Annotated in this window: 35 protein-coding genes and 1 tRNA gene; 8 read left to right on the top strand and 28 right to left on the bottom strand. The window is 57.6% G+C overall.

Going from position 1 to position 23929, the window contains the following annotated elements; translation table 11 throughout:
* Positions 1 to 37 precede the first annotated feature (37 nt).
* The 14 genes from BBCT_RS09610 to BBCT_RS04175 form a co-directional block, all read right to left on the bottom strand.
* Positions 38 to 373: an HNH endonuclease gene (locus BBCT_RS09610; protein WP_033512883.1), complete on the bottom strand. Its 336-nt coding sequence runs from the start codon at positions 371 to 373 to the stop codon at positions 38 to 40.
* On the bottom strand, positions 374 to 547 hold the full coding sequence (locus BBCT_RS09135) for a hypothetical protein (protein ID WP_155812146.1): 174 nt from the start codon (positions 545 to 547) through the stop codon (positions 374 to 376). It lies immediately after the preceding gene.
* Between the two features lie 25 nt (positions 548 to 572).
* Positions 573 to 675: transfer RNA gene (locus BBCT_RS09130), tRNA-OTHER, on the bottom strand.
* A 245-nt stretch (positions 676 to 920) separates the two neighbouring features.
* Positions 921 to 1781 carry a hypothetical protein gene (locus BBCT_RS04230; protein ID WP_003834980.1) on the bottom strand — a complete coding sequence of 287 codons (861 nt, stop codon included), beginning with the start codon at positions 1779 to 1781 and terminating at the stop codon, positions 921 to 923.
* A 71-nt stretch (positions 1782 to 1852) separates the two neighbouring features.
* Positions 1853 to 1990, bottom strand: a complete 138-nt coding sequence (locus BBCT_RS04225; RefSeq protein ID WP_231858093.1) for an antitoxin — start codon at positions 1988 to 1990, stop codon at positions 1853 to 1855.
* A gap of 521 nt (positions 1991 to 2511) precedes the next feature.
* Positions 2512 to 2763 (bottom strand): hypothetical protein, encoded by a 252-nt coding sequence (locus BBCT_RS04215; protein WP_003834984.1) that lies wholly within the window; start codon positions 2761 to 2763, stop codon positions 2512 to 2514.
* Positions 2764 to 2827: 64 nt separating this feature from the next.
* Positions 2828 to 3406, bottom strand: a complete 579-nt coding sequence (locus BBCT_RS04210) for a 3'-5' exonuclease family protein (protein WP_003834985.1) — start codon at positions 3404 to 3406, stop codon at positions 2828 to 2830.
* Positions 3403 to 3807 (bottom strand): hypothetical protein, encoded by a 405-nt coding sequence (locus tag BBCT_RS04205; protein WP_003834986.1) that lies wholly within the window; start codon positions 3805 to 3807, stop codon positions 3403 to 3405. The genes BBCT_RS04210 and BBCT_RS04205 overlap by 4 nt, the downstream gene beginning before the upstream one ends.
* Positions 3804 to 3995 (bottom strand): hypothetical protein, encoded by a 192-nt coding sequence (locus BBCT_RS04200; RefSeq protein WP_003834987.1) that lies wholly within the window; start codon positions 3993 to 3995, stop codon positions 3804 to 3806. The genes BBCT_RS04205 and BBCT_RS04200 overlap by 4 nt, the downstream gene beginning before the upstream one ends.
* Complete coding sequence (locus BBCT_RS04195) at positions 3992 to 4900, bottom strand: helix-turn-helix domain-containing protein (protein WP_003834988.1); 909 nt, start codon at positions 4898 to 4900, stop codon at positions 3992 to 3994. The genes BBCT_RS04200 and BBCT_RS04195 overlap by 4 nt, the downstream gene beginning before the upstream one ends.
* Positions 4901 to 4909: 9 nt before the next feature.
* Positions 4910 to 5443, bottom strand: a complete 534-nt coding sequence (locus BBCT_RS04190; RefSeq protein WP_003834989.1) for a single-stranded DNA-binding protein — start codon at positions 5441 to 5443, stop codon at positions 4910 to 4912.
* The gene (locus BBCT_RS04185; protein ID WP_128805884.1) at positions 5443 to 6159 is read right to left on the bottom strand and encodes a hypothetical protein; all 717 of its coding nucleotides are present in this window, start codon (positions 6157 to 6159) and stop codon (positions 5443 to 5445) included. Before BBCT_RS04185 ends, BBCT_RS04190 begins: the two co-directional genes overlap by 1 nt.
* A 160-nt stretch (positions 6160 to 6319) precedes the next feature.
* Positions 6320 to 6544 carry a hypothetical protein gene (locus BBCT_RS04180; RefSeq protein WP_003834991.1) on the bottom strand — a complete coding sequence of 75 codons (225 nt, stop codon included), beginning with the start codon at positions 6542 to 6544 and terminating at the stop codon, positions 6320 to 6322.
* A 2-nt stretch (positions 6545 to 6546) separates the two neighbouring features.
* A complete protein-coding gene (locus tag BBCT_RS04175) occupies positions 6547 to 6780 on the bottom strand; it encodes a MerR family transcriptional regulator (RefSeq protein ID WP_003820448.1) in 234 nt (77 codons plus the stop codon).
* A gap of 120 nt (positions 6781 to 6900) precedes the next feature.
* On the opposite strand from BBCT_RS04175, the gene BBCT_RS04170 reads away from it, so the two are divergent.
* Positions 6901 to 7578 carry a hypothetical protein gene (locus BBCT_RS04170; protein ID WP_003834992.1) on the top strand — a complete coding sequence of 226 codons (678 nt, stop codon included), beginning with the start codon at positions 6901 to 6903 and terminating at the stop codon, positions 7576 to 7578.
* Here BBCT_RS04170 and BBCT_RS04165 read toward each other — a convergent pair.
* Genes BBCT_RS04165 through BBCT_RS04155 form a run of 3 tightly spaced genes read right to left on the bottom strand, consistent with a single transcriptional unit; the run spans position 7502 to position 8957 of the window.
* Positions 7502 to 7822 (bottom strand): hypothetical protein, encoded by a 321-nt coding sequence (locus BBCT_RS04165; protein WP_047750623.1) that lies wholly within the window; start codon positions 7820 to 7822, stop codon positions 7502 to 7504. The two genes, BBCT_RS04170 and BBCT_RS04165, sit on opposite strands and share 77 nt — an antisense overlap.
* Positions 7822 to 8658 (bottom strand): phage antirepressor N-terminal domain-containing protein, encoded by an 837-nt coding sequence (locus BBCT_RS04160; RefSeq protein WP_003834994.1) that lies wholly within the window; start codon positions 8656 to 8658, stop codon positions 7822 to 7824. Before BBCT_RS04160 ends, BBCT_RS04165 begins: the two co-directional genes overlap by 1 nt.
* Complete coding sequence (locus tag BBCT_RS04155; protein WP_003834995.1) at positions 8655 to 8957, bottom strand: hypothetical protein; 303 nt, start codon at positions 8955 to 8957, stop codon at positions 8655 to 8657. Before BBCT_RS04155 ends, BBCT_RS04160 begins: the two co-directional genes overlap by 4 nt.
* A 673-nt stretch (positions 8958 to 9630) precedes the next feature.
* On the opposite strand from BBCT_RS04155, the gene BBCT_RS09125 reads away from it, so the two are divergent.
* Positions 9631 to 10023, top strand: coding sequence for a hypothetical protein (locus tag BBCT_RS09125; protein ID WP_128805886.1), 393 nt, complete (start codon positions 9631 to 9633; stop codon positions 10021 to 10023).
* A gap of 45 nt (positions 10024 to 10068) precedes the next feature.
* Here the strand turns inward: BBCT_RS09125 and BBCT_RS04140 are convergent, their stop codons facing one another.
* The 3 genes from BBCT_RS04140 to BBCT_RS04135 all read right to left on the bottom strand — a co-directional run bounded on the left by BBCT_RS04140 (position 10069) and on the right by BBCT_RS04135 (position 10862).
* Positions 10069 to 10386 (bottom strand): hypothetical protein, encoded by a 318-nt coding sequence (locus BBCT_RS04140; RefSeq protein WP_003834998.1) that lies wholly within the window; start codon positions 10384 to 10386, stop codon positions 10069 to 10071.
* 141 nt (positions 10387 to 10527) lie between these two features.
* Positions 10528 to 10650: a hypothetical protein gene (locus tag BBCT_RS09605; RefSeq protein WP_269447014.1), complete on the bottom strand. Its 123-nt coding sequence runs from the start codon at positions 10648 to 10650 to the stop codon at positions 10528 to 10530.
* A gap of 17 nt (positions 10651 to 10667) precedes the next feature.
* Positions 10668 to 10862: a helix-turn-helix domain-containing protein gene (locus tag BBCT_RS04135; protein WP_128805887.1), complete on the bottom strand. Its 195-nt coding sequence runs from the start codon at positions 10860 to 10862 to the stop codon at positions 10668 to 10670.
* A gap of 133 nt (positions 10863 to 10995) precedes the next feature.
* Here BBCT_RS04135 and BBCT_RS04130 point away from each other — a divergent pair, with 133 nt between their 5' ends.
* From BBCT_RS04130 to BBCT_RS04110, 6 genes are all read left to right on the top strand, one after another.
* Positions 10996 to 11343 (top strand): helix-turn-helix domain-containing protein, encoded by a 348-nt coding sequence (locus BBCT_RS04130; protein WP_003835001.1) that lies wholly within the window; start codon positions 10996 to 10998, stop codon positions 11341 to 11343.
* 15 nt (positions 11344 to 11358) lie between these two features.
* The gene (locus BBCT_RS04125; RefSeq protein ID WP_003835002.1) at positions 11359 to 12447 is read left to right on the top strand and encodes a type I restriction endonuclease; all 1089 of its coding nucleotides are present in this window, start codon (positions 11359 to 11361) and stop codon (positions 12445 to 12447) included.
* Between the two features lie 93 nt (positions 12448 to 12540).
* Positions 12541 to 12690 carry a hypothetical protein gene (locus BBCT_RS09120; protein ID WP_231858092.1) on the top strand — a complete coding sequence of 50 codons (150 nt, stop codon included), beginning with the start codon at positions 12541 to 12543 and terminating at the stop codon, positions 12688 to 12690.
* A gap of 175 nt (positions 12691 to 12865) precedes the next feature.
* On the top strand, positions 12866 to 14140 hold the full coding sequence (locus tag BBCT_RS04120) for a DUF262 domain-containing protein (protein WP_003835005.1): 1275 nt from the start codon (positions 12866 to 12868) through the stop codon (positions 14138 to 14140).
* A gap of 51 nt (positions 14141 to 14191) precedes the next feature.
* Positions 14192 to 14413 carry a type I restriction-modification system subunit M N-terminal domain-containing protein gene (locus BBCT_RS04115; protein WP_003835006.1) on the top strand — a complete coding sequence of 74 codons (222 nt, stop codon included), beginning with the start codon at positions 14192 to 14194 and terminating at the stop codon, positions 14411 to 14413.
* Positions 14410 to 15117, top strand: coding sequence for a hypothetical protein (locus BBCT_RS04110; RefSeq protein ID WP_003835009.1), 708 nt, complete (start codon positions 14410 to 14412; stop codon positions 15115 to 15117). Before BBCT_RS04115 ends, BBCT_RS04110 begins: the two co-directional genes overlap by 4 nt.
* Positions 15118 to 15514: 397 nt before the next feature.
* Here the strand turns inward: BBCT_RS04110 and BBCT_RS09260 are convergent, their stop codons facing one another.
* The 8 genes from BBCT_RS09260 to BBCT_RS04070 all read right to left on the bottom strand — a co-directional run bounded on the left by BBCT_RS09260 (position 15515) and on the right by BBCT_RS04070 (position 23929).
* A complete protein-coding gene (locus BBCT_RS09260) occupies positions 15515 to 15931 on the bottom strand; it encodes a hypothetical protein (RefSeq protein WP_003835012.1) in 417 nt (138 codons plus the stop codon).
* An 88-nt stretch (positions 15932 to 16019) separates the two neighbouring features.
* Entirely contained in the window at positions 16020 to 17240 is a 1221-nt protein-coding gene (locus BBCT_RS04100) for a tyrosine-type recombinase/integrase (RefSeq protein ID WP_003835013.1), read from the bottom strand.
* 253 nt (positions 17241 to 17493) lie between these two features.
* On the bottom strand, positions 17494 to 18051 hold the full coding sequence (locus BBCT_RS04095; RefSeq protein WP_003835015.1) for a SixA phosphatase family protein: 558 nt from the start codon (positions 18049 to 18051) through the stop codon (positions 17494 to 17496).
* Between the two features lie 88 nt (positions 18052 to 18139).
* Positions 18140 to 19195, bottom strand: coding sequence for a tRNA (adenine-N1)-methyltransferase (locus tag BBCT_RS04090; RefSeq protein WP_033513005.1), 1056 nt, complete (start codon positions 19193 to 19195; stop codon positions 18140 to 18142).
* Between the two features lie 111 nt (positions 19196 to 19306).
* Complete coding sequence (locus tag BBCT_RS04085; protein ID WP_003835017.1) at positions 19307 to 20158, bottom strand: ABC transporter ATP-binding protein; 852 nt, start codon at positions 20156 to 20158, stop codon at positions 19307 to 19309.
* Positions 20159 to 20262: 104 nt separating this feature from the next.
* A complete protein-coding gene (gene glgA, locus BBCT_RS04080) occupies positions 20263 to 21519 on the bottom strand; it encodes a glycogen synthase (protein WP_003835018.1) in 1257 nt (418 codons plus the stop codon).
* A 215-nt stretch (positions 21520 to 21734) separates the two neighbouring features.
* On the bottom strand, positions 21735 to 22196 hold the full coding sequence (locus tag BBCT_RS04075) for a Yip1 family protein (RefSeq protein WP_003835021.1): 462 nt from the start codon (positions 22194 to 22196) through the stop codon (positions 21735 to 21737).
* Positions 22197 to 22381: 185 nt separating this feature from the next.
* A complete protein-coding gene (locus BBCT_RS04070; protein ID WP_003835023.1) occupies positions 22382 to 23929 on the bottom strand; it encodes a glutamate synthase subunit beta in 1548 nt (515 codons plus the stop codon).

Genomic DNA, 23929 nt, shown 5'->3' with positions numbered 1-23929 from the left:
CACCGGGGCGGTAGGGTCACCTGCCGTGGGTGTCCGGTCAGATGCCGATGGTTTTGAATGGCATTGAGCTTTGTTTGATGGTTGGTTTGCCCGCGGCTTCGCGTTTCGCCCATTCGTTTGAATGGTTGCTTTTGTGTTGATTGCAGCATCGGTGTGTGAGTTGGACGTTGTTCCATGCGAGTGGGTCGCCGCCTCGGCTGACTGGGATGATTTCGTCGACTTCGGCGCTCATTGGGTGTGGTGTCTTCAGTGTCTTGTCGACTGGTTTGCCGCAGATGGCGCACACATCGTATGCTGCGAGGACTCTTGCTCGGAGTTGTGCGCGTTTCCAGCCGTTGGTTTTTCTTGGGTCTGGCTTGTGTTGTCTGCGCATTTAATCCGTGATGTCGATGCCGAGTTGTTGGAGTGCGCGCAGGTAATCGGCTTGGTAGATGCGGAGTCCCCATGCGGCGAGGGCGTCTTCGCGGTTGAGCTGCATGGTGGTTTGCTCGCCTTGGTCCGCGATGCGTTTGAGCTGGTGAGCAATCTCTTGAAGTACGTCTTTCATTGTTGCTCCTTTGCTTCGGATTGGTTGGTGCCTTCGGCGGGAGTCGAACCCGCGCATACATACGGCCGCAAGGAAGAGGATCCGAAGATCTGCGACCGGTGCGATCTGCCACTGATTCCTACGAAGGCATGGACAGGCGGTTTGAGCTTCACTGCATCGCGAGTCGCGGGATTGGCTTGCCTGCCACTGTTGGTGTATGCCCACTCTGACGTGAGTGGGCGGAGCGTGTCCGATATGCCGCTCAGACAGGACGGTGTTACGTAGCCCAAGGAGTTAGGAGAATCCAAGGTGGATATGAAAAGGGTTCAAACCAAGTCGCCTCGGTTTGAACCCTCTAATCCACTGACAATTGTGCGTTGCACTTTCGATTTTGTCAAATCGAGTCGCGTCGCACGACCTGTCCATGCACGTCGGAAAGCCTGTACAACGGCTGCCCCTTCACGTTTTCACCAACCGGTTGGAGCCTGCCGCGCTTGCGCCATGAGCGAATCGTGTTCGCGTTGCACTGGAATCCGCATTCGCGCAGCAGTTCCGCACACTCCCCCGCCGTGAACGCGCGTCCCGACCGAACGCATTCCCTCAGGAACCCCAACCGCACATCCGCCACAAGGTAAGTGTTGCCGCACACGGGACATGCAACGCTTACCGCGCCGACCGCCGCTGTCAATTCGACTCCGCACAGCGGGTTCGGGCATCTTCCGATGCCATGTTTCGCAGGCGGCACGTCGATGATGTCCAGCGTCTTTCGAACCATCGACTCCCACTCATGGTAGAAGTCGGCGATGTCAGGCATGCGGCGCAGTCGAGGACTGCCGGCGCAGGCACGCAGCATGTCCACCAGCGGCGGATGCACGTCACAGGTAGCCCAAGGCATGGCGGGCGGAGCGTACAACCGGCGCCAGAGTGCGATTGCGGCATCCTCGATGGCCTGCATGTGGTCGAGCACCGGCAATCGGATTGGCGTAGGCGCGGATGGAAGGTTGACGCGTCCAGGCTGGCGGCCTCCGTAGTGCGCGGTCGAGTCCAGGAACTCATGCAGCGAATCCAACCATGATGGATATTCCCGCAGCCAGCCGCGCATCAGCCCATCGCATCTCGCGCACATGGTGTCGCCGACAGCGCATTCTCCGCCGCAGACGAGGCACACGCCGGCGAGCGCTGGCTTGTTTTGGTTGGTTTGTGCTGGTTGTGTCTGGTTTGGTGTTGGTTGGGATTCGTTGGTTTGTTCGTTCATTTGTTCGATTCCCTCCGGCGTGGTAGTCTTCTGGTGGTGTCAGGAGCCCGGCCGGAAGGTCGGGTTTCTTGTTATTCGTGGTGTTGTTGAATGATGGCTTTGATTTCCTCTTTGGGGACTTGTGGCATCAGTGGGGCGATCTCATCGAGGCTGTATCCGGCCTGATGCCATTTGATGATCATGTCCGTGAGGGTTTTCTTCACTTTCATTTCGTTTCCCTTCGTATTTGCTGGATGATCGTCTCGTATGGTTTGCGGTGGAAGATGCGTATCCACCATTCGGGGCGGCGGCCCCATATGGTTTTGACTTCGGTGAGGGGAAACCATGATACGTACCATTTTTGGCAATTTCCGCAGTACAGCACCTCGCCTTCCTCCTTCGGTCTGGGATGCTCATGGTCGAACGCTGGCGGCCTTGGCACCAAATAACTTCGATTGCTCATTTTGTGTCCTTGAGTGTGATGCGTGTTGTTTTTCTCATTTCGTTTCCTCCTGGTGTTTGCGCCATCCGCCGTTGGCGTATCGGTTCCATCCGCGGATCGCGGTTTTGATGCTGTCGTCCGGGGTGGTGATCCAGACGGCGTTCGGACATCCATGGCATTTGGCGATCCAGATGCAGTGCATCTTGGCTCCGATGATCCGGGCGTAGGGTTCGATGCCGGGTTTCCTCGTGCCGCAGTATGGGCATGGACTGGTCCTATGCCATTTCCTGGCATGCGATGTGGTGTGTTTCATGGTTTGCTTTCCGTGATGACGACGGCGCGGATGCCGTCCGAGGTTTTGTTCGTGTGATGGCGTAGGTCGCAGTCGATGACGTGCAGTCCTATGCCCCGGTATTTCAGGACCGCGTGGACCGGACTCAACCGGATCAGATCCAATGGGCCGTCCAACGTGACATCCATGCCGGTGAGCGCGATGCATCGCCGGCCGATCAGGTCGGCGGGATTCCGGTACCGCCACGCCATATGCGTCTGGACCGTCATGGCCGGCCTCCGATCCAAGCGACCAGGACGGCCGCGCACAGGAGCATCATGGAGACCGCTGTCATCACCATGCTCCCTTCAGGAGCTTGCGGTATCGGATGTAGTCGTTGATGTCGCGTCGGATGCAGTCGCGCACCCTGTGCGTGCCACGATGCCCCTCGTACGGATCCTCGGGACAGTCGATGAACCTCAAATACCGGCGGAGCGTGGTCAGGTCGAACTTGCGGTAGGACAGCCACCTGTCCGGGTTCAGGTCGAGACGTTTCAGGAAGTCGAGGTCGAAGTCCACGTTCGTTCCGGCCGGAACCAAGGTGAAGCGTTGCGACAGGGATTCGAGATACTCCTCCACAGCGTTCACGACCGCTTCCACGCAGTCGTTCCTGTCGGAGCCGTTCAGCAGTTCGAACAGGAGACCATTGTCCGTGTGCATGGAGAACGCCATCGGACTCATGTCCAACAGGTCGAGATAGTCCGGTCTGATGATGCGATGCAGGGATCCATACGAATGCTCGCCCAGCACGTCGGTGCATTCCATGCCGACCTCCAACGGCAGACTGTCATTCCTGTCCGTACCGGTCGTTTCGAAGTCGAGCCAGAGCAGCGCCTCCGGCTTCCCATTCCGGTCTTCGTCCTGTTTCCTCATGATTCTTCCTTCCAATCGCTTTGCCATTCGATGATTTCGATTTGAGTGAGCCGTTGCGCCGTGCCGTCATCCAACAGCCACCACCAGTCGCCGTTCCAGTCGCGTATCGGCGCGTTGAGCGGACCACGCCAACTCGGGATGATGTAGCCGAACCGTTCCGCCTCGGCCGGATGCGCGTGCGCCCAACCATGACAGCCGGTCGTGCCCGACCCGCACAGTTCGACGATGTTGCACGGCAGGTCACGCACGGTCGGGTCGGCCCGACGGCGCAACTGCCGGTGGTGGCCGCTCCTGCCCGGCCAGACGGTCGGGTCGTGCAGGTTGCGTCCGCAACGCATGCAATGCCAACCCTGACGTTGCAAGGCGACGCGTTTCGATTCCTGGAATTGCCGGTCGCTCATCGTCGCTCCCTTCCGAGCTGGTCGAGCAGGTTGATGCAGGTCGAGCAGTCGCGTTTGATATTGCGGATGCGGTCAAGGTCCATATCGGCGAGCGCTGGGCCTTTGAGCGCGTCGAGTTCCAATCGGTCGGCGTCTTGGATGGCCGAGGTGAGGACGCCGGCCATGTGTGCGATGGTCATGGCGTTCATGCCGCCGCCTCCTGTTCGAACAATTGTTCGACCCACGCGGTGTCGGGCACGTTTGCGAGCTGACGGCGCAGCATGTCCGGGTCCACGCCCTGGTTGAGCAGGTCCGCGACCTTGCACGCGAGCTCCATGTAGTCGTCGGTGCCTTCGAGGTCGGTGCCGATGACGCGTTTCACTTCGTCGCTCGCCCACGTGTACTTCCTCGCTGATTGCTGGTTTTTGACGGTGGTGTATCCGAGTTCGTGGCCGCGCATGAGCCAGATGCGGAATTTCGCGTCCCAGTCGGCCGATGTGGCGCCGGTGTCGAGTGCCCTGTCCTTGAACTTCCCCGCTTCGACGTCGCAGTCGATGCCGAGCCTGTCGGCGAGCGCCTGGTGTTCTTCGGTGGGTTTCCAGTCGGCTGGTATTGGGATTTGTTTTCTCGCGCGCGCGTTACTCTCTCTAGGTTCTATATAACTTTCTTCCTTATATAGGTTTGGGCGTAGTGGTATTGCGCCCCTAATTGCGCCTCTAACGACTGTTTTTTGCGCCCCTAATTGCGCCTCTTGGCTGTTTTGAGGCGTAGTATGCTGCGCCTCGGATTCGTTCTTTTTCAGGGGCGCAGTTTTTACGCCCCTGAAATCCTCCATGGTGAGGTTCCATACGATCGGTCGGTGACGTCCGTAGTGTTCGGTGAGTCTCTGGTCGCCTTTGACGATCAGTCCGGATGCCTCCAGGTCGTGGAGTCCGTGCTGGATGGTGCGGCGGCTGTACCCGGTGAGCGCGCATAAGCGTTTCTGGGATGGGAACGCGCCGTTTCCTTCGGTGTCGGCATGGTCGGCGAGCGCGAGGAGGATGCGGAGAAGCGCTCCTTTGGTCATTTCGGCGGGCACGTCGTACATGGCCCACTCCAATGCTTTCATGCTCATGATTTCTCCTTAGAAATCCGGTTCGGATTCCGGCTTGCCGAAATCACCGAACGAAGACGACGAACCCGAAACCGAACCCCACGGGTCGGAAGGCGGCAACGAAGCCGCAGCTGCGGTGGTGCCACCCGTATAGCCAGCCGGAGCGGAAGACGGATTCCCATACGCTCCAGCCGTACCCCGCTGCGACTTGGCCACCTGCGCCGTCGCATACCGCAGGCTTGGGCCGATCTCATCCACCTGCAATTCCACGACCGTGCGCTGCGTGCCATCCTTCGCCTCGTAGGAGCGTTGCGTAAGCCTGCCCTGGGCGATCACACGCATGCCCTTGGCGAGGGAGCGGGCGCAATGCTCGGCCAGATCGCGCCACGCGCTGCAGCGCAGGAACAAAGCCTGACCATCCTCGAACTGGTTCGTGCCACGGTTCCAGGAGCGCGGCGTGCTGGCGATCGTGAACGACGCGACCTGCGCGCCCGCGGACGTCGTGCGGACCTCCGGATCCGCGGTCAGATTGCCGACGATCGTAATGACGGTCTCCCCTGCCATCACTCCCCCTCTCCCACGTAGCGTGCGAAGCAGACCGCGGAACCGTCCTCCAAAGTGCGGAACGCGCCCTCGAAGGAGCCCTTCGGACGCATCGACGTAATGCCTCCGGAGTTCACGCGGTTCGCCAGCGCGCGAGCACGGCTGCGCGCGCACTTGAGGTCACAGCGGGCGAAGCCGCGCATCTTGGTCCACATGCCGGGATTGGCGCGCATCGCCGCGGCGAGCGACGCGTAGACGCCCTGCTCGGGAACCGGCGCGCAGTCGTGGGGCAGGCTGTCGATCCACTGCCAGTCGGGACCGGTCGACGTGGCCGCGGGCTTCGCGTTCAACGCCTCGCCGACCAGTTCCGCCACGCCCTTCTTCGGCTTTTCCGTCTTGGCTGGCTTGGGTGTCTTGGCGGTGCCGTGGGTCTCCGCGATGCGCCTGTCGGTGTCGGCCTTGGCCTTGCGGTACGAGGGGTTCGTGCTCGTGTTCAGGGCCTCGTCCATGCTCAGGTTCGGATGCTCCTCAAGGATGCGTTCCGCCTCGAGCATGTCCGGTTCGGACGCTCCCTCCTTCCTGTTAAAGTTGCGTACGGCCTTGCGCTGGCCGGGCTTGAGTCCCTCCCATGGGTGGGCGCTCATCCGTTGCAACGTCTCGTAGCTGTAATTGGCCATCGATCCACTTCCTTTCGGATTCCTGCTGTGTTTTCGTGCCGTGGCGTGGAATCGAACCACGCGGCCGTTCCGCGACCGGACGCGGACGGCAGGCCATTCACGGCGGGCGGCCATACGCGTGATGTGAGTTAGGCAGAAGAAGGATTCACGCGCACGGCCATGCTTGATTTTTCGGTGTTGACGACTTGGCCTTGTCGCAGCCCTCGCGGGGCGGAGGCTTTCACAGGTCGCCGGACAGCATGCCACCAGCGACGCCGCCCGACAGTGGAAGCAGCACGATCACGGCCAGCTTCAGCCAATCGCTCCAGTCCGGCCTCCACGTCAAAGCCAACGTCAATCCGACGCCCACGATCAACGAACACGCGCACAGCAGCGCGAGCCTCCTGCGGGCACGCCTGTCGCGGATTTCGTCGCGCAGCGTGTTGACGTCAACCATGTCGTTCATGTTTACTCCTCCAACGATTTGACGTATCGGTCCATTTCCTCGCGTCTGATGTGACGGCGGGAAGGCGTTCCTCGTTTGCTTGGCGGACGAAACGTGTCTATGTCGCCCTGGTTAACAGCCTGTCGGAGGCCGTCGTAGTCGATCCCGTACAGGCTCGCGGCCTGCGGGATGGTCCATGCGAGCCTGTCCTTCAACGGGATACGGCTCGCATCCTTGAGCTCGTTCTGCAAAACCATCACGCGTCTCCTTTGCGTGTGTGATGCCGGGCGGCGTTAGGAGAACCGCCCGGCCCCCTCCTAAAATCGGTGCCATCCCGCATATGCGACGTGCGGGCCGAACAGTTAGGAGAAGAATCAATGAACCCAGCCGAGTACATGCTGCAGTTCTTCAAGATCGAGGAAAGGGACGATGGATTCGACGATGGGATATCCACATCGTTCAGCAGAATGCATGACGCCGAAACGTGCTTGGACAATCTGATCAAGATGAATGTCAGACGGTTGGGCACAACGAAAAGCGTCATGCCGCAGATATGGCAGAAGCTGTGGGAGTCATACACAAATTCTTCGGGAACCGGATACTGGGCCGGTTTCTCGACTTCCCAGCAACGGGATATCCCTCTGGATGCGGCCGAGGCGCAGGCATTGGAGATCATCGCCGACAAGTCGCCATCGCTACCGATCTCCATCGCCGAAGAGGAACGCAAGACAATCTCCGAGTTCCTGGACGAGGCGTTGAAGGCGGTCCGAGAGGATGACAGTCTGCCGACATCGCTGCGAGTGTACGTACTGGACCTCATCTCCGAAGCGAGAAGGAACCTCGACGAATACGCGGCCGGGAAAGAGTTCGACCTGAAGGTCTCCCTGCAGGCCCTGTTCGGAGTGCTGTACATGGCGGAATCACAGACCGGGAAGCCCACTGTATGGGAGAACCTGAAGAGCAAGATAGCGAAACCGTTCATTTCAGCGCTTCTTTCCGAGGGTGCCCGTCAGCTTGTCGCGTCCGGGGCATCTTTCCTTCAGCTTCCCGGGTGACTTCCGGCGGCTTGCAGAACACCAAGCAGTCCTCGTAGAGCCGCTTGCGTGCGAGAAACCTGTTGGATGCCTGCGAGGCGATCATCAGCATCGCGAATCCGAAAAGGATCTCCCAACGTTCCATCCGTCGGAGGCCGGCAATCAGGCAGAACGCTCCGACACCCATGTAGATCAGCGCGAACATCGCCTCGAACGGATTCGGTTTGTCGATACGGCACGGAATAAGAGAGTTGTCGACCGGCATCACGCACCAGCCTTCGGATATTCGAGCTGGAGCGTTTCCTCGCCGAACCGGCGGGCGATCAGGGCAAGACCCTTCCTCGTGACCTTCACAGTCGGCGGGAACGCGAACGGAGTCCCGTCCTTGTGCGTCCCATGCGACTTCGACGGAACCATCATCAGATGCCCGGCGTTGATACGGCTCTGACGCGCGGACCAATGCTTGTTCTCACGGAAGATCCAGTCATGCCGGTCAAGCCATTCGAACAGTTCCGTCTGCCCGACAGTCCTACCCAGGTTGCTGAGCAGTTTCGCGGAATCACGAACGGAAAGCGCATCGTCGATATCGACGAAGTTGTCCCACGCGGACGCCTTGGGCTGGAGTTCGTCGATGCGCGACTGCTGCGAAGCGATCTGCTGGTTCTTTTGTTTGATGGTCTTCTGCGCGACGAGCACGGCACGGGCCATGATGTCCTCGTCCGAATCAGCATCGGAAACGCGGATTGCGCCACCCTCGTTGAAGTACTTGTCGAGGGCTTCTGCGGCTTCCTTCTGGTAGACGGTCACGTTATGGCGTGCCTGCTCGTCGCTGAGTCGGTTCGTGTCGATGGTGGCGAGCCACATGGTCAACGTCTTGCGGCTGATTGCCACCATGTCACGTTGTTTACCGTCTGCGCCAACTGTTCGTATGATACGAACGGTTGCCCATGGCGTTCTGTTGAGCCGTTCCCACTGTCCGTTGTATGCGATGCCGATGTTCTCGCAAATCGGTTTCAATGCCGCGTAGATTTCACCGTCATCGAACCTTTGCGCGATCATCATGCTCCCGTTGAATGGGACTTCGACGATATCGCCGTTCATTTGGTTGCCTCCGCGTAGAGAATGTCGATCATGTCGGTGGTGTTGTATTTGGCTTGGAGTTCTTTGGAGCCTCTGCGCATGGCTTTCACCAAATCTTCTGGAAGAATCACGTTTCCAGTAGCTCCGTTCTTCGCATCATTTGGGATGAGGGCTGTGAACATGTCATCTGGCAGTTTTGTGAGGAGGCTTAGCGTTTTAGTAGACATGCCTAACTCTCCTCGCAGATTGTGCAGGTAGCCGTTGTCGGTGAGGTATTTGAGCTTCTGTTGTCTGGTTTCGTTTGGTGCGGTGACTTTCATTGTGGTTCCTTTGCTTGTTGTCGTTGTGTGCCCCGTCCTGACGAATGGGTGGGGCTGAGTGGCTGTGATCGTCATCGTCGCCGAATTCGAGCGTGTACCGCACCCAGTCGCCTCCGGCGGTGCGGAAGAGCAGGAAGTATGGTGCGCCGGAGGTGATGTACAGTCCGGGTTCCTCCGGTTCCTCGGGTGGTGCCGGTTCGGGGTTGGGGATGTTGGCTTCGATGGCGAGGCGTAGCGTGTTGAGGGTTTGGTGGTATGCCTTCGTGTTTCCGTCGTGCCGGTTGGCGAGGGCTGTTCTGAGCAGGGTCGCGATGGTTCCGTCGGTGTGCTTCTGCTGTACTGTTGTTCTCATTGGTCGTCCCTTTGTCGTGGAAGCTGGTGGGTTATGGATTCGTCCGTCGTGGCCACATGGGCCGGTGTCGTGGTCGCGATTATCGCTGCCATTGTGTCTGCAATCCTTACTGGAGTTACCATCTGGTGGCCTTGGCATACTCGCGGAAGAGTCGCTATCAATCCGCGAGAAGGCGTTCTTCGGCATGCCGATAAACGACTTGTGCCTTTGATCGCGATATGCGGGTTTAGACGTCCCACATTGTTCGTTGACTGGCGGAACGATGGAGACGGAACCGCGCACGCGATCAAACTGTCGAGTGACGATTCCTGCGAAGTCCTCATGATGCTCGAAGGCCCGCAATACGAGAGGGGATTCGAGGTAGTGGAAGACGTGGCCCTGCTAAAACCCGGAGAGGCTTTTGTGGCAATCATTCTTCCGACCTCCGAAACTGCTCGGGAATCCGTGCGTGTAACCCTGGAATATCTAGAGGAACCCACCCGTTTGGAGAAGTCCCACGTATCCAGACGCATCCTCCTGCCATATCGATTGCCAGCACGGCGTCTTCTGGACATCCGGGAAAAACGCGCTGTCTGGGAATATATGAGGAAGTGGAGCGACGACCTCGGATACGGTTCCACAGACGTTGAAGTGCATTATTTCGTGGACGAGGTTCTCCTGGAACACTCGGAGTTGGCAGATCCAACACTCGACGAAAATCCTCAACAGGACTGACAACCATGCACCTGTTGGCTCGGTAGAACAGAATTGTCACCACAATCACCTCTGGTTCGCAGCGATGATGCCGGTTTCGTCCGTGAGGAGTTCTAGCGGTTCGGAGACGTGAGAGTCGGCTCCGACCGGGGACCGGTCGGAGGGTTCCCTGCCGATGGTGTCGAGGATGAGGTCCGCGAGGTCGTAGAGGTCGATGATGATTTCACCGGTGATGACGGGACAGTGCGGCTCGTATTCATCTATGGTGATGTCGTCCCATCGTTCGCAGTTGAGTGGTCGGATGGCGTCGCCGTGGTCTTTTGTTTCGTTGATGATGGCGTTGACGATGGCTCGTCGCGTCTTGTAATTGATGCGGTTTGTCATTGTGGTTCCTTTTTGGTGTCAGACGTGGAATTTGGTGATGCCGTCTATCGGTTGGATGAGGAGCATGATGAGTTGCGTGGAGTTCATGCCGAGCATCGTCGCCGTCTTTTCGAGTTGCTCGGTATCGAATGCTCCCTTGCCTCACAGTCGTTCGCTGACGGTTTTCTCGCTCATGCCGAGTTCCTTGGCGAGCGCGGCTTGTCCTTGTCCGTCATCAGGTAATGATGCGTCTTTGAAATCGAATCGTTGGATTTCGTTGTTCATTGGGTTCTCCCTTCGATTCATGCGTCAGCGAGCGCTTCGGCGTCTTTGATGATGTCGGAGAGCTTGCGTCCGGTGACTTGACCGATACGGACAAGCTCGTCGAAGTTGAACGTCCCACCATTGAGTTTGCGGTTAAGACTGTTGCGTGGAATACCAGCTTTGATTCCAGCCTCGTCCTGCGTGAATCCAGCTTGCTTAATTGCAAACTTCATAGCTTTTCCCAGATATTGTGAATTGAGCTTATTTGTTCCCATATGGGATATGTTATATTACACATGACTCATGTCAACTTCGGCGTGTCCCATATGAGTTATCTATATCCCAATTGGGTCTAAAGTTGCACTTATGGCAACAGGAAAGAAAATCCCAACTATCGAATCAAAGGCGCTATCGATAGCAATCAAGAGAGCAATGGCAACGCGAGGGATCAAAGGCCCAGCGTTGGCTGCGAAGTCAGGTGTGCCATACAGCACGCTTCGTAAAATATTTGATTTAAACACCGTTGCCGATTACGAGCAACTGCATCGGATTGCGGACGCTTTGAAGATGCCGCTATCGCAAATCATCACCGACGCTGATGAACTCAGCAAAGACCCAGAAGTTATAAGCGATTTTGAGACATCTCACGAAAATATCGACATCGATAAGTGGGCCGACCGCATCAGAACCGAAGATTCCATTAAAACCAGATAGGAAGGGAGAACAACAATGGAATTTGAAGAGAGCATTAACCAGGTCGCCGCAAAGGTACGCGACCTCAAAGAGGGCATCGAAACAGAGGAAGCCACGAAGAACGCGTTCATCATGCCGTTCATCGGTCAGGTACTCGGTTATGACGTATTCAACCCAACCGAAGTCGTACCAGAATTCACCGCCGACGTTGGAGTCAAAAAAGGCGAAAAGGTCGATTACGCGCTCGTGCACGACGATCAAGTGCAGATTCTTATCGAATGCAAGAAGATCGGCGTACCGCTCAGCTTGGAGAACGCAAGCCAGCTGTACCGGTATTTCGCGGTGACGAACGCGCGCATCGGCGTTCTGACCAATGGCCAGGTTTGGAATTTCTACATGGACATCGATGAGCCGAACCGCATGGACTCGAAGCCGTTCCTGGTGCTGGATCTATTGGATATCGACCCGACAATAATCCCGGCGTTGCAGAAGCTGACCAAGCCGGCGTTCGACCTTGATTCCATCGCCAGCAGTGCCGAAGAGCTCAAATACGTGGGTGCACTCAAGAGGGCCGTCGGCGACGAGTTCAAAGAGCCGTCGGACGAGTTCGTGAAGCTGCTCGCCTCGCACGTGTACGAAGGCGCGTTCTATGCGTCGGTCATGGAGAAGTTCAGGCCATTGGTGGCGAAGGCGCTGAAGCAGTATCTGTCAGATCAGGTCAACGATCGACTCAAGACGGCACTCGGCGCGGATGATATCAAGATCGATACAATTGAGCCAGACGCAAACGAGGAAACAAACGACGAAGACGAATCCAATGGCAACGACGACGATGGAATCGTCACCACCGAGGAGGAAATCGCCGGTTACCGAATCATCAAAGCCATCGCATGCAGCGATGTGGATCCGGAACGTGTAACGATGAGAGATGCAAAGAAATACTGCGCAATATTCCTCGACGATAACAACCGTAAGCCAATTGTTCGTCTTTATTTCAACACTAAGCAGAAATATCTCGGTGTTTTCGACGAAAACAAGAACTGCGAGCGCATGCCTATCAATACGCTTAATGGTATCTATGCCTACTCTGAGCAGATTCGCGAAGAGGTGCGCCGCCTTCTATAACAGCATCATTTGAAAATAGTTCGAGTCCCGATGTACAGCTCAATGAATGTCGGGACTCTACCTTAAAAGCCGCCCGCGCCTACGAATACCGCGTTGGCGTTGATATCGCCGGTGGATTACGGCATGGCCGAAACGGTGTACGAGGGCAACACGTGGATGATGGCAGTGGAATTGAGAGTCACCATCCAAGTGTTGAACGACTACCGGCAGCTATTGTACGATTCCGGCGTGTGCGTGCAGTGAAGAAATCCCCGGCACTCGTATATTACGAATGCCGGAACGTTAGAGATTCTACATATTTCATGTGCTTACACACAGTAGTCCTTATCGCCGTATTTTCAATGTTTCCAGCTATCAATCCTTAGAATCTAAAAGTTTTTATAGCTTAGATTCTAAGCAATGTGTTATAGTCATAAATATGAACGAAACTCCTTACAATTCCCGCAAACGGCACGTGGTCTTCCAAAAGTTGAATATCACCCCGTCATCGATGCCGATCATCTCCCTCATCGCATCCATCAAAAACGTCAGGGCTAACGGCCTCGACCTGTCACCCGACTACCAGCGAGGATACATCTGGTCGAACGAGTACAAGGACCAGCTCATCCTCAGCATCATCCTGAACTACCCAATCGGCAACATCGTCATCAACTACCTCAACCAGCCTAACCAGCGCAATGCCAAACAGGAACTCGTGGATGGCAAGCAACGCCTCACCACCATCTTCCGTTTTATGGAGGGCGGCAACGTCGGACAATGGCTCGACAGCTACGATGACTGGTTCCAGCTCAGCAAAAAGACATCGGACCAGGCCAAGGAAATCATCGACCGCATCGTCGGAGACTCCGACCCCGACGGGCTCGCTCGCATGCACAGGGCGAAACGCCTGGCATTCTCCGACCTGCCAAGCAGCATCCAGATGAACTTCAACGCATACAACATTCCCGTGTACACAATGCAAGCCGCTGACCCCGCACAGATCCGCAACTATTTCAAGGTCCTGCAGAATCAGGAGAAGCTACGAGCCGGGGAGATCATCAACGCGCTTCCGGACAATCCGATGAGCACATACTTCGACCGGATTCCAGCCGAGGCGTTCCTTGCGAGGACGGGATGCTCGAGCTTCAAACGTGCGGAACTGGAGAAAATCTACTATTCCGTCCTTGGCGCATGGTTCGACAAGATCCAGCTCAATGCCAGTGACAAAACTGTAATCTCCTTCGTAGAGAACATGCCGGACCTCACCGAAACCCAGATTGCGCATATCAACAATCTGAACTCCGGAATCATCGCGATCTCTCAACTGCCTGGCGCAGTGCAGAAGATCAGATCGTCCAAACGCATGCTCAAACTCGTCTTTGGATTGGCGCTGCATGCTCCCGGATACTTCTCCACAACAGATGCATTCTCCAGATTGCAGGCCGTCTGCGAATTGTCGTCAAAGCTTGCCGCGTTCAACACCAGCGACTCCGATCAAGTGGCTTTCTCGAAATATTTCGGAGACGAATACACCCTAGACAAAGAGAACTTCGAGACGCGGAAGGCATGCGTGTACCGAGCCTTGTTCTGGAGCACATCTCGCGTATCCTCCCGCACCGCATACGTCGACGCAATCGAGATTCTACGACGCATGTTCACCGAATCGTTCGACTCCGCTTTCGAATACTACACCGCGCACAACATAGCCAAATAAAGGGTATGTAAAATAAGTGGGTTGGAAAGACAACCAACCGAAAGGTCCGCCATGGCTGCCGAGAAGAAGGCCTTCGACTACGTCAACGACATCTGGTCCATAGCCGACTACGTCCGCGACGTCATCCGCCCCGCCGATTACAACAAGCTCATCCTTCCCTTTGCGGTGCTGCGCCGATTCGAGTGTGCGCTCGAGCCCACCCGCGACAAGGTGCTCGCCCGCAAGAAGGCCGCCATGTGGGACGACGCCGACACTGGGGAGGTGCTCGAATGAGCGAGGAAGCCGACGCGATCGACTGCTGGTGCCCGAAACCTTCTCCTGGGCTCCAAAGCCGAGAGAACGCCTTCGGTCTGCCGACCGTCGTCCCGAGAACTCCGGTGAACCTCATGAGAGAATGCGAGATGGCTTACGACGACGGGCTGGTACTTGCCGCCTTAACGCTCGTAGTGACGGTTCCCGACGTCTGCTCCCGCATAGACGGCACGGATTACCGGACATGGGCGGCGGAGTACTTGCATCTAGAAAACGACGGCAAGAGAATGGACGACGAGAGGAATGATTTGAAATCTGAGGCAGATGTCGAGCGCGGGTTCGACGAGATTCTATCGAACGGCATCTTCACGGCCTCGGATCTCTACCAGCTTCGCTGCGCGGTCGTTCATGCAGGTTCTTCCTCTATCGACGGCAAAGGCTCTGCTTACAGCCCTTATCGGGTCATCGGCGTGTCCGCAGGGTTCGGAGCAGACAAGCTCGTTGCGCAATTCGGGCATACGGCGAACGGGATAGAGCAGCTCGAGAATTGCTCCTACGACTGCGTCGTCAGCCTTGAAGGGTTGATATCGCGGATGGCGAAAGGCGTCGCCAGATTCGTGAAGGAATGCCCTGAGAGGAATCGAGAATACTCGAGCAAAAAGGGGTTCGATAGGATTGGCGTCACCGATTTTCGACCGCTTCGAAATAGAGAACATATTTGTTAAATATCGGGTTGAATCTCTAATAGATTTGTTTGTTAAATCCAAGGTTGAAGATATCCAATGCTCTTCCCGACCTCCAACCAGCAATTTAACAACCTTCAACCAGTAATTTTACATACCCCAAATAAATCTAGACCCTGGCGCCCGCATACCGCGAGCGCCGGGGTCTTCTGTCTCATTCATGAAGTGAACGTCACGCGTTTTGTCGGTCTTCTTTCCCCGGTTCGCGTTCGGTGCGTTTTTCCTTGTCGCGGCTACTTCTTGACGCGATCGGCTCGAACAGGTTGGCGATTATAGTCGCCACCGGAACCGCCAGGAAACCAAACGACCATGAACTCGATGTGACCAAGAACGATATGAAGCTCATCAGCAATGCGACCGCGAATAAACCTGCGCTGACTCACATGCCTTTGCGGCTCTGATCTATCTCCGCCTTGACGAGCTGGTTCTGCCGGTTCGATTCGTCGACCGTGAAGGCGTCGTTCCATCTGCACATACGTTCCTGGATGTCAGCCGGATACTTGTTGAAATCGCTTGGCCGCGGGAGCATGCCCGAGTAGGATTCCGAGATTCCGGATTGCACCAGCATGGATATGGCGCGGACCAGCTCCTCGTCGTTCGGCTGCGTTATCTCGCCTTGTCTTTCTCCACCTTCATCCGGCTGATCGCCGACGTCACGAGACGGCTTCTCGTCTGCCGTGACAGGTTCGCCTGCGCGTTCCTCATCGACTCCATGCGACGGTTCTCCAGCTGATGCGTCCCGCTCAGTCCTGGAATCGTCATCATTCTCATCATCGTCTTCATGCTCATCGTCCACGGCACCTCCTTGTTTCGTATCTCAATCTACCGGCGAGCGCGGGGTGTGTCAATACTCTTTCGTGTTGCGGAAAAGCCGTCGACGTCCGTCACTGGCCGTCGCGGAGGTCTGGCAGGGCGGCGTCGAGCGTCTTGGCGAGCCGCCGTTCCCTCCAATGCGTGTACACGCTAGTGGTGTGGATGTCGGTGTGGCCCATGATGGCGGTGCGCTCCTCGTCGCTCGCGCCGGCAGCCGCGAGTTCGGTGGCGAGCCAGTGCCGCGCGCTGTAGATGTCGACGTACGGCAGTCCCGCCATCTTCAGGGCGCGGCGCCAACGCTTCTCCTCGTTGTCCCGCCTGATCGGACGGCCGTAAAGATTGGTGAACACCAATCCATGGGACGGCACGCCCCATTTGACGATATGCGCCCAAAGCCGGTCCCAAAGCCCCTGCGGAATGGGAACCGTCCGCACGCCTTTGGCGGTCTTCGGTTTGGTCAGCCAGATCGCCCCATCCAGATGCTCGGCTTCCATCCAATCCGGAATCGTAGCGCCAGCTGGTATCGGCTTGGCCTGCTGGCACACGTTGATGACGGGAATCCCATGATGCAGTTCCAGCTGGTAGGGCATCAGGCCATACCTCTCCCCCGGCCGCATGCCCGTGGTGAAGGCAAGTTCGAACATGAGTGCCCACTTCTCACGCTCGTCCGGACTGTCGAACACTGCGACCGCCGGATCGGGCTCGGCGAGCGCGGCCTCGATGACCTTCGCTGGGTCGGCGACGTCGAGGATGGGGCGTTCGTACCGGTCCTCCGGCATTCGTCCGACGTTTTCCATCGGGTCGTCGGCGATGAGTCCGTCCCGTTTCGCGGTTCGGAGCATGGCGCCAAGGACTGCGAGATAGGTGTTGACGGTCTTGCTTTTGCGCGTGCGGCGCAGTCTCCTGCACATGCCGTTGATGTCGTCGGCGGTGAGCCGGTTGAGGCGGATGTTCCCGATGATCGCGTTCATGGTGCGCATCCAGCTGGATTCGTTGCGCCAAGTGGTGGGGTTGACGGCGGTCCTGTGCTCCTCCATCCACCGTTCGAAGTAGTCCGCGGTTTTCGGGCCGTCCTTGGTGGGCAGTCTTCCGTCCCGTTCCCATTCCGCTATCTTCGCCTGGAAACGGGCGCGCGCCTCGCTTTTCACCATGCCGGTGGCTTCGATCGGCGGGCGTCTGCGTCCGGTCGCCGGGTCGGTTCCCATATCCTTGCGGAAGTGCCATCGTCCTTTGGAGTCCTGGAACACGCTTCCGGATCCCCCGGTCCTCCTGTTTTTCGTCTTGCCCGCCATGACTGTCCTCCCGTGTCAGGGAGTCCACTCTAAATCACACTCTAAGCGGGCGTAAAACGCCGTTTTCGGCGGGAAAACTCGTATCAGCGTCACGCGCGCACAACACCATACAAGCCTTACTGCCGTCTACGTTTCCGCGGTATTCCAACGATTCGGCGTCACACCGGCATAGTGTGGCGCGTATTAGCACGGTTTATATCAGTTGGTGCGACAGCGTTTCATGTCCCTCAACATCATGTCGATTGCAAAGGAATTATTCAAAATCCTTGGCCGTCAGCAATGCGATGAGTTCACCACTGTGCAGCTGCCATTGGTTGAACGGCTCGTTCGATCCGAACACGGCGAGCGAAGCCGGCGACATGCCCAGGTTCAGCAAGTCGAGCAGCGTCGCATTCGATTCGGAGCTCGCCAGCCACTGGCATGCGATCGACACGGTGGGCTCATGGCCGAGCACCAACAATTCGCGATGCTTTTCCTTGGTCTGGGCGAGCTCGTCGAACACGGACTGCACCCCACCCTCATACAGACTCTGGCGATAGTCGACCTTCGGATCGTCGCCGAACACCTTGAGCATGCGATCGCATGTCTGCCTTGCTCTGGTGGCGCTGGAGCAAGCGATACGCGTCGGCACCATTTTGTGCGCGGTCAAGCCTTTGGCGACGGCCTTCGCCTGCTTGCGTCCCTTGTCGGTCAGTTCGCGCCCGGCATCGCCGCCGTCACCGAACGGTTCGGTCTTGGCGTGGCGCATCACCAGCAGCACATATTTGTAATCCTTGGCTTTCTTCGCAACCTTCTTGAGGCTCGTTCCCATGGACGAATGCTCCAATCCTTAACGATCTGGTGCGCGTCAACGCAACGCACACGACTATTGTCTCAGAACAACTGCAAGAAACACCGTATCAATCGCCGATAGCCTCGACCTGAGCGTCAAGATCGCGCAGCACTTTGCGCAGCTTACGGTCTGAAATGTCACGCAGTTCAAGGTCTTCGAGCTGTTCGGCACGTTCTTCGGCGCTCAGGGAATCGATATCTGTGGTCGTGTCTTTCGTAGCGCGGTCGCGTTTGCGTAACGCCTGGAATCCCGGAGCCATCGCACGGGATACCATGAGGAAACCGGTGTGCCCGATCATCTGATGGTCGGGGCGGATCGCCAAACCCTGCGCCTTCCAGTCACGTTCCAGCGTTTCCTGAATGTCCGGTTCCGTCCAGCAGCCGGCTTCGCGCAACGCCTCCGCCATACGACTCAGCTGCGTGGTGGTGGTCACGTACGCCACAAGCACGCCTCCGGGGGCAATCACTCGATACGCCTGTTCAAGCCGGTTCCAAGGGTCGAGCATGTCAAGCATGATGCGGTCGAAGGAATGCTCCGGCAACGCGGCCGCCACCGAGTCGAAATCTCCGGTTTTCAAATCCCACCAAGCAGGGCGGCCTCCGAAATAAACCGTAGCGTTCGCTTCGGCCACGCGGGCGAATTCCGAACGCATCTCGATGGTGGTCAGACGGCCGGACTCACTCACCGCGTCCAGCAGGTTGATGCTCATGGCGCCAGATCCGGCTCCGGATTCCAGCACGTTCATGCCGGAACGAATGTCACCCAATTGAATCACCTGGGCAATGTCCTTCGGATACATGATTTGCGCGCCGCGAGGCATCGACAGCACATAGTCGGCCAGCCGCGGACGCATTACCGCGAACTGCCATCCACCGATGGCGCGCGTGCCCTTCCAAGGCTTGTTGGCGTCGCGTTCCGGATGGTCCTGGTTAATCTGGGTCTCACGTTTGGCGCTCACCGTCACCACCACGGATCCCTCCAGCTGCCCGATCACGTCGTCGTGCAGAATGATGCCATGTGAGGTCTGCGTCACGCCACCAGGCACCAGCTGGTCGGTGATCTTATTGGATCTGCGATCCGTGAACTGCACTTTCTCGCCCGCCATCAACGGTCCTCGACGCATCAATCGCTCCTTCATTCCCAATATAGATTTCATCATTGCGACAGCGCGGTCAAGACTCGCCTGTCTGGCGCTATTCATGCTACAGCATGTTTCTGCGATGCAAAGCGTCAGTTACAGCGCGTACGCGTTCCAACGCCCATTCGCGTGCGTCACCTCGAGCTTCAGGCCGAACACCTCGCTCAAGCGCGCGGACGTGAAGCCATGTTCCAAGTCGCCCGTATACACGATGGTTCCGGGGGCCGGATCGTTGCCTGCCACATTGTCGGCATAGGCATCGGCTTCGCTGCCGGTGATTCTACCCATGATCGCCACATGGTCGAATCCCTGCGGAATCTCCTCAAGACGATGCGTCACCAATACCACGGCACGGTCTGATTGTTCGGCGCCGACCCGGCTTAACGCACGGAGCGCGATCTCACGACCGCCCAGGTCGAGTCCTGTGGTCGGTTCGTCCAGAATCAGCAGATCCGGATCGGCCATCAGCGCACGGCAGATTAGCACGCGTGTGCGTTCGCCTTCCGAAAGCTTGAACATCATCTTGCCTTCGAGGTACTCGATGCCGAATTCGCGCATGAGGGAGCGCGCCTTGGCATAATCCTCGTCGGTGTAGGTGTCGCGCCAACGGCCGGTGGTCGCGGTCAATGCGGTCACGATAGCGTCAAGCGGATCTTCCTGAGGTGGGAACGCACGGCTCAGTTCCGCGGAGCTCAAACCGATGCGGTTACGGTAGGAGAACACGTCCACTTTGCCGAGACGGTTGCCAAGAATGTCGACGGTACCTTCCGACGGGAAGCCTCTGGTACTCATCATCTGAACCAGGCTTGATTTGCCGATGCCGTTAGGACCGAACAGCACCCATTTCTCACCTTTGTTGATTTCCAAATTGACCTTAGTGAGAATCACGCGCTTACGACGACGGAATTCCACGTCAGTGAGTTTCAGCGCGATGTTCTTTTCCGACATTCTTCCTCCCCTGCCATTGTTCAGATTGCAGTCATGAAAACGCCTTCCGCCAGAATAATGCGTCCGGAGGAAGGCGTTCACGTATCGTCTACGTGGCGAACGGGCTATTCGGCGGCTTTGCCCTGCTCGGCAAGCACGTTCTCGTAAACCTTGACGGTCTTGTCGGCGATCGACTCCCAGCTGAAGTTGTCGCGTGCGCGTTCGTAACCGGCCTGGCCCATCTGCTTCGCCTTTTCAGGGTCGGCCATGATGCGGTTGATGGCGTCGGCCATATCGTGCACGAACTTGTCTGGATTGGTCGGGGTACCAGTACCGTCGTGCAACTGGTCGACGGGCACAAGGTAACCGGTTTCACCGTCGACGACGACTTCAGGAATGCCGCCGGTCGCGGAGGCCACCACGGGCAGACCGCAGACCATGGCTTCAAGGTTCACGATGCCGAGCGGCTCGTAGATGGACGGGCAGATGAACGCGTCGCAACCGTGTTCGAGCGCGTTAAGCTCCGGCTTCGGCAGCATTTCCTCAATCCAGATGATGTTGCCGCGCTCCTCATCAAGCTTGGCGAACGCGGTTTTGACCTCGTTCATGATTTCCGGAGTGTCGGGCGCTCCGGCGCACAGCACGACCTGGATACCCGGATCGACGAAATGCAGCGCCTGCAGCAGGTACGGCAAACCCTTCTGTCTGGTGATGCGGCCGACGAACAGGAGCGTGGGCTTATTGCGGTCGATGTTGTAGCGTTCGAACACCTTCCAGCCTGGATCGTCGTCAGCAGGAGTTTCGAACTGGCTCATAGTGATGCCGTTGTGTACCACGACCACCTTGTCGGGATCGAGATTCGGATAAGCGGACAGGATGTCTTCGCGCATGCCGGCGGATACGGCGATGACGCGGTCGGCGTGCTCGTATGCGTCACGTTCAGCCCATGAGCTCAGGTTATAGCCGCCGCCCAACTGCTCACGCTTCCATGGGCGGAACGGTTCGAGGGAATGCGCGGTGATGACCAGCGGCGTTCCGTGCAGCATCTTGGCGAGGTAACCGGCTAGGCAGGTGTACCATGTGTGGGCGTGGATGATGTCGGCGTCCACGTCGTTGGCGATTTGCAAGTCGACGCCAAATGTTTTCAACGCGCCGTTCGCCTCTTGAAGTTCCTTGGGAACGTCGTACCCGATGACCTTGAGCGAACCTTTGGGATTGTCGCCCGGAATCTCGGGAATCTCATTCTCGGCACGCGGTCCATCAAACGCACGGACCGTCACATCCACGCGTTCCGCCAGAACTTTGGAAAGCTCCTCCGCGTGCACGCCTGCGCCACCGTACACCTTGGGCGGATATTCACGGGAAAGGATCTCAACCTTCATATCTGTGCTCTCCTCTTCGAGTCAGGCAGTTATTCCATCACTACTGTAAGGCAAATTTTCAACGAAACGCCTGATTGTTTCGTTCGTGTCACAAAGTTTTGCATCTTTTCTGATAAACCAAGAATGAATAGCATCGTCATTCGTGACTCGCATGTGAAAGCGGGGCTGCATCCTTCCATCGGACGCAGCCCCGCTTTATGTTCATCGACTTACTATCAAACGGCCGTACCATTCTGATCGAGGTTCGGATTATGCTTCGGGTTACCCGCCGTGAAGAACAGGCTAAGCACACCGACCGCAAAGACAATGGAAACGGTTGCAATGAGCCACATCGGATGCGATGGAAGCCACATGACTACAAGGAATGCGATTGCGGACAATGCGATCAGCGCCCAGCTGGCCACGCGGAACCACTGGCGCATGGAATGCGGCGCTTTGAACATCTTCGGATTTGTATAATCCGGATTGGTGGTCAGCAGGTTTTCGTTTTCCACGACGCTGTCGCCGGTCGGCTTCCATGGACCATCGGTGCCGTCCTGCAGGCGACGGGACTTCTCCTGAAGCTGGTATTCGTCAAGCATGCCGGAACGGCCACGGCCTCTGGTCTGGTCGTACTGTTGGGGCACTCCCCTGCGGTTCTGCTTGGCTTGGGCACGTCGTTCGGCGCGATTTGGCATTGGTGCACTCCTTTGTTACGTGTTGCTGCATGCTACTTTAGCGTATGCTAGACCTGTATGCCGTCTGTTTTCCACGCTTCAGTCATATCGATTCAAGAAAAACGTTGCCCATAGGAAAAGTGGTCTTCATCCGCATTCCGATGGATACGGGTGAAGACCACTTGGATCTTGGTGTCGCCGTCGAATCAGCGCGGAAGCATCATCGGCCTTTTGGAGGCCACGATGGGTGCCGGCAGTTCAGTGGCACCGGTAAGGTATTCATCCACGGCAGCCGCGCAAGAGCGGCCTTCGGAGATGGCCCATACCACGAGGCTCTGGCCACGTCCGGCGTCGCCGCAGGCGAATACGCCATCCTGGCTGGTGGCGAACTTGTCATTGCGAGCCACATTGCCACGCCCGTCGAGGTCGACAGGCAGCTGGTCCACAAGCGTGGTGGTGTCCGGATGCAGGAAGCCGACAGAGATGAGCACCAGGTCGGCCGGAATCACGCGTTCAGTGCCCAGCTGGCGGGTGAACGGGCCGTTTTCGCCGGGTGCCACGTTCACGACCTTGAGGCCGGTCACATGTCCGTTCTCGTCGGCCACGAAGCCTTCGGTGGCGGTGGAGTGTTCCACCTTCACCTTAGCCTGTTCCTCTTCGGTGCCGACGAAGTTCACGGAATCCGTACTGTACACGTATTCGGCGCGCTGGGTTTCGAAGCCTTCCTCCATGGAGGAGGTCTTCTGGTACAGGCGTGCGAAAGTCGGCCACGGTTGGTTGGCCGGGCGTTCGCTTGGTTCCTGCGGCATGATCTGCAGCACGGTGACGTCCTTGGCACCTTGACGGATGGACGTGCCCAAGCAGTCGGATCCGGTATCGCCGCCGCCGATGATCACGACGTGCTTGCCTTCGGCGGTGATGTCATTGACTGGCTTAACGCCGTAGACGCGGCGGGTCGCGTCAGGCAGGAACTCCATGGCGAAGTGGATGCCTTTGAGTTCGCGGCCCGGAATCTTCATGTCGCGTGGCACGGTGGAGCCGATGGCGACGACCACGGCATCGTAGCGGGAGCGCAGGTCGTCCCAGGAGATGTCTTTGCCGATCTCCACGCCGGTACGGAACACGGTGCCTTCGGCCTCCATCTGTTCCACACGGCGGTCGATGAGTCGCTTGTCGAGTTTGAAGTTCGGAATGCCGTAGCGCATCAGACCGCCGATGGCGTCATCACGCTCGTATACGACCACGGTGTGGCCGGCGCGAGTAAGCTGCTGGGCGCATGCTAGACCGGACGGACCGGAGCCGACCACGGCGACGGTCTGGTCGGTCAGACGCTGTGGAGGCAACGGCTTGACGTAGTCAAGCTCCCATGCCTGATCGATGATCGTGCACTCGTCGTTCTTGATCATGGTCGGCGGCTGGTGGATGCCTAGCACGCAGGCGGCCTCGCACAGCGCGGGGCAGATGCGGCCGGTGACCTCAGGGAAGTTGTTCGTCTCGGACAGGCGGTTGTACGCGTCCTCCCACTTCTCCTGGCGGACCAGATCGTTGAATTCTGGAATGATGTTGCCCAACGGGCAGCCGTTCATACAGAACGGCGTGCCGCAATCCATGCATCGGGCCGCCTGCTCGGTGGTCCAAGGTTGCAGGCCGGATTCGGCGTGGACGTCGAACCAATCCTTGATTCGCTCCTCGACGGGGCGTTCGGCCAGTTCGCGACGGGTACGGACCTTCAGGAATCCACGTGGATCTCCCAT

This window comes from Bifidobacterium catenulatum DSM 16992 = JCM 1194 = LMG 11043 (assembly GCF_001025195.1).
Classification (GTDB): domain Bacteria; phylum Actinomycetota; class Actinomycetes; order Actinomycetales; family Bifidobacteriaceae; genus Bifidobacterium; species Bifidobacterium catenulatum.
Note: the sequence above shows the minus strand (reverse complement) of the source record. Positions and strands in the feature narration are given on the sequence as shown.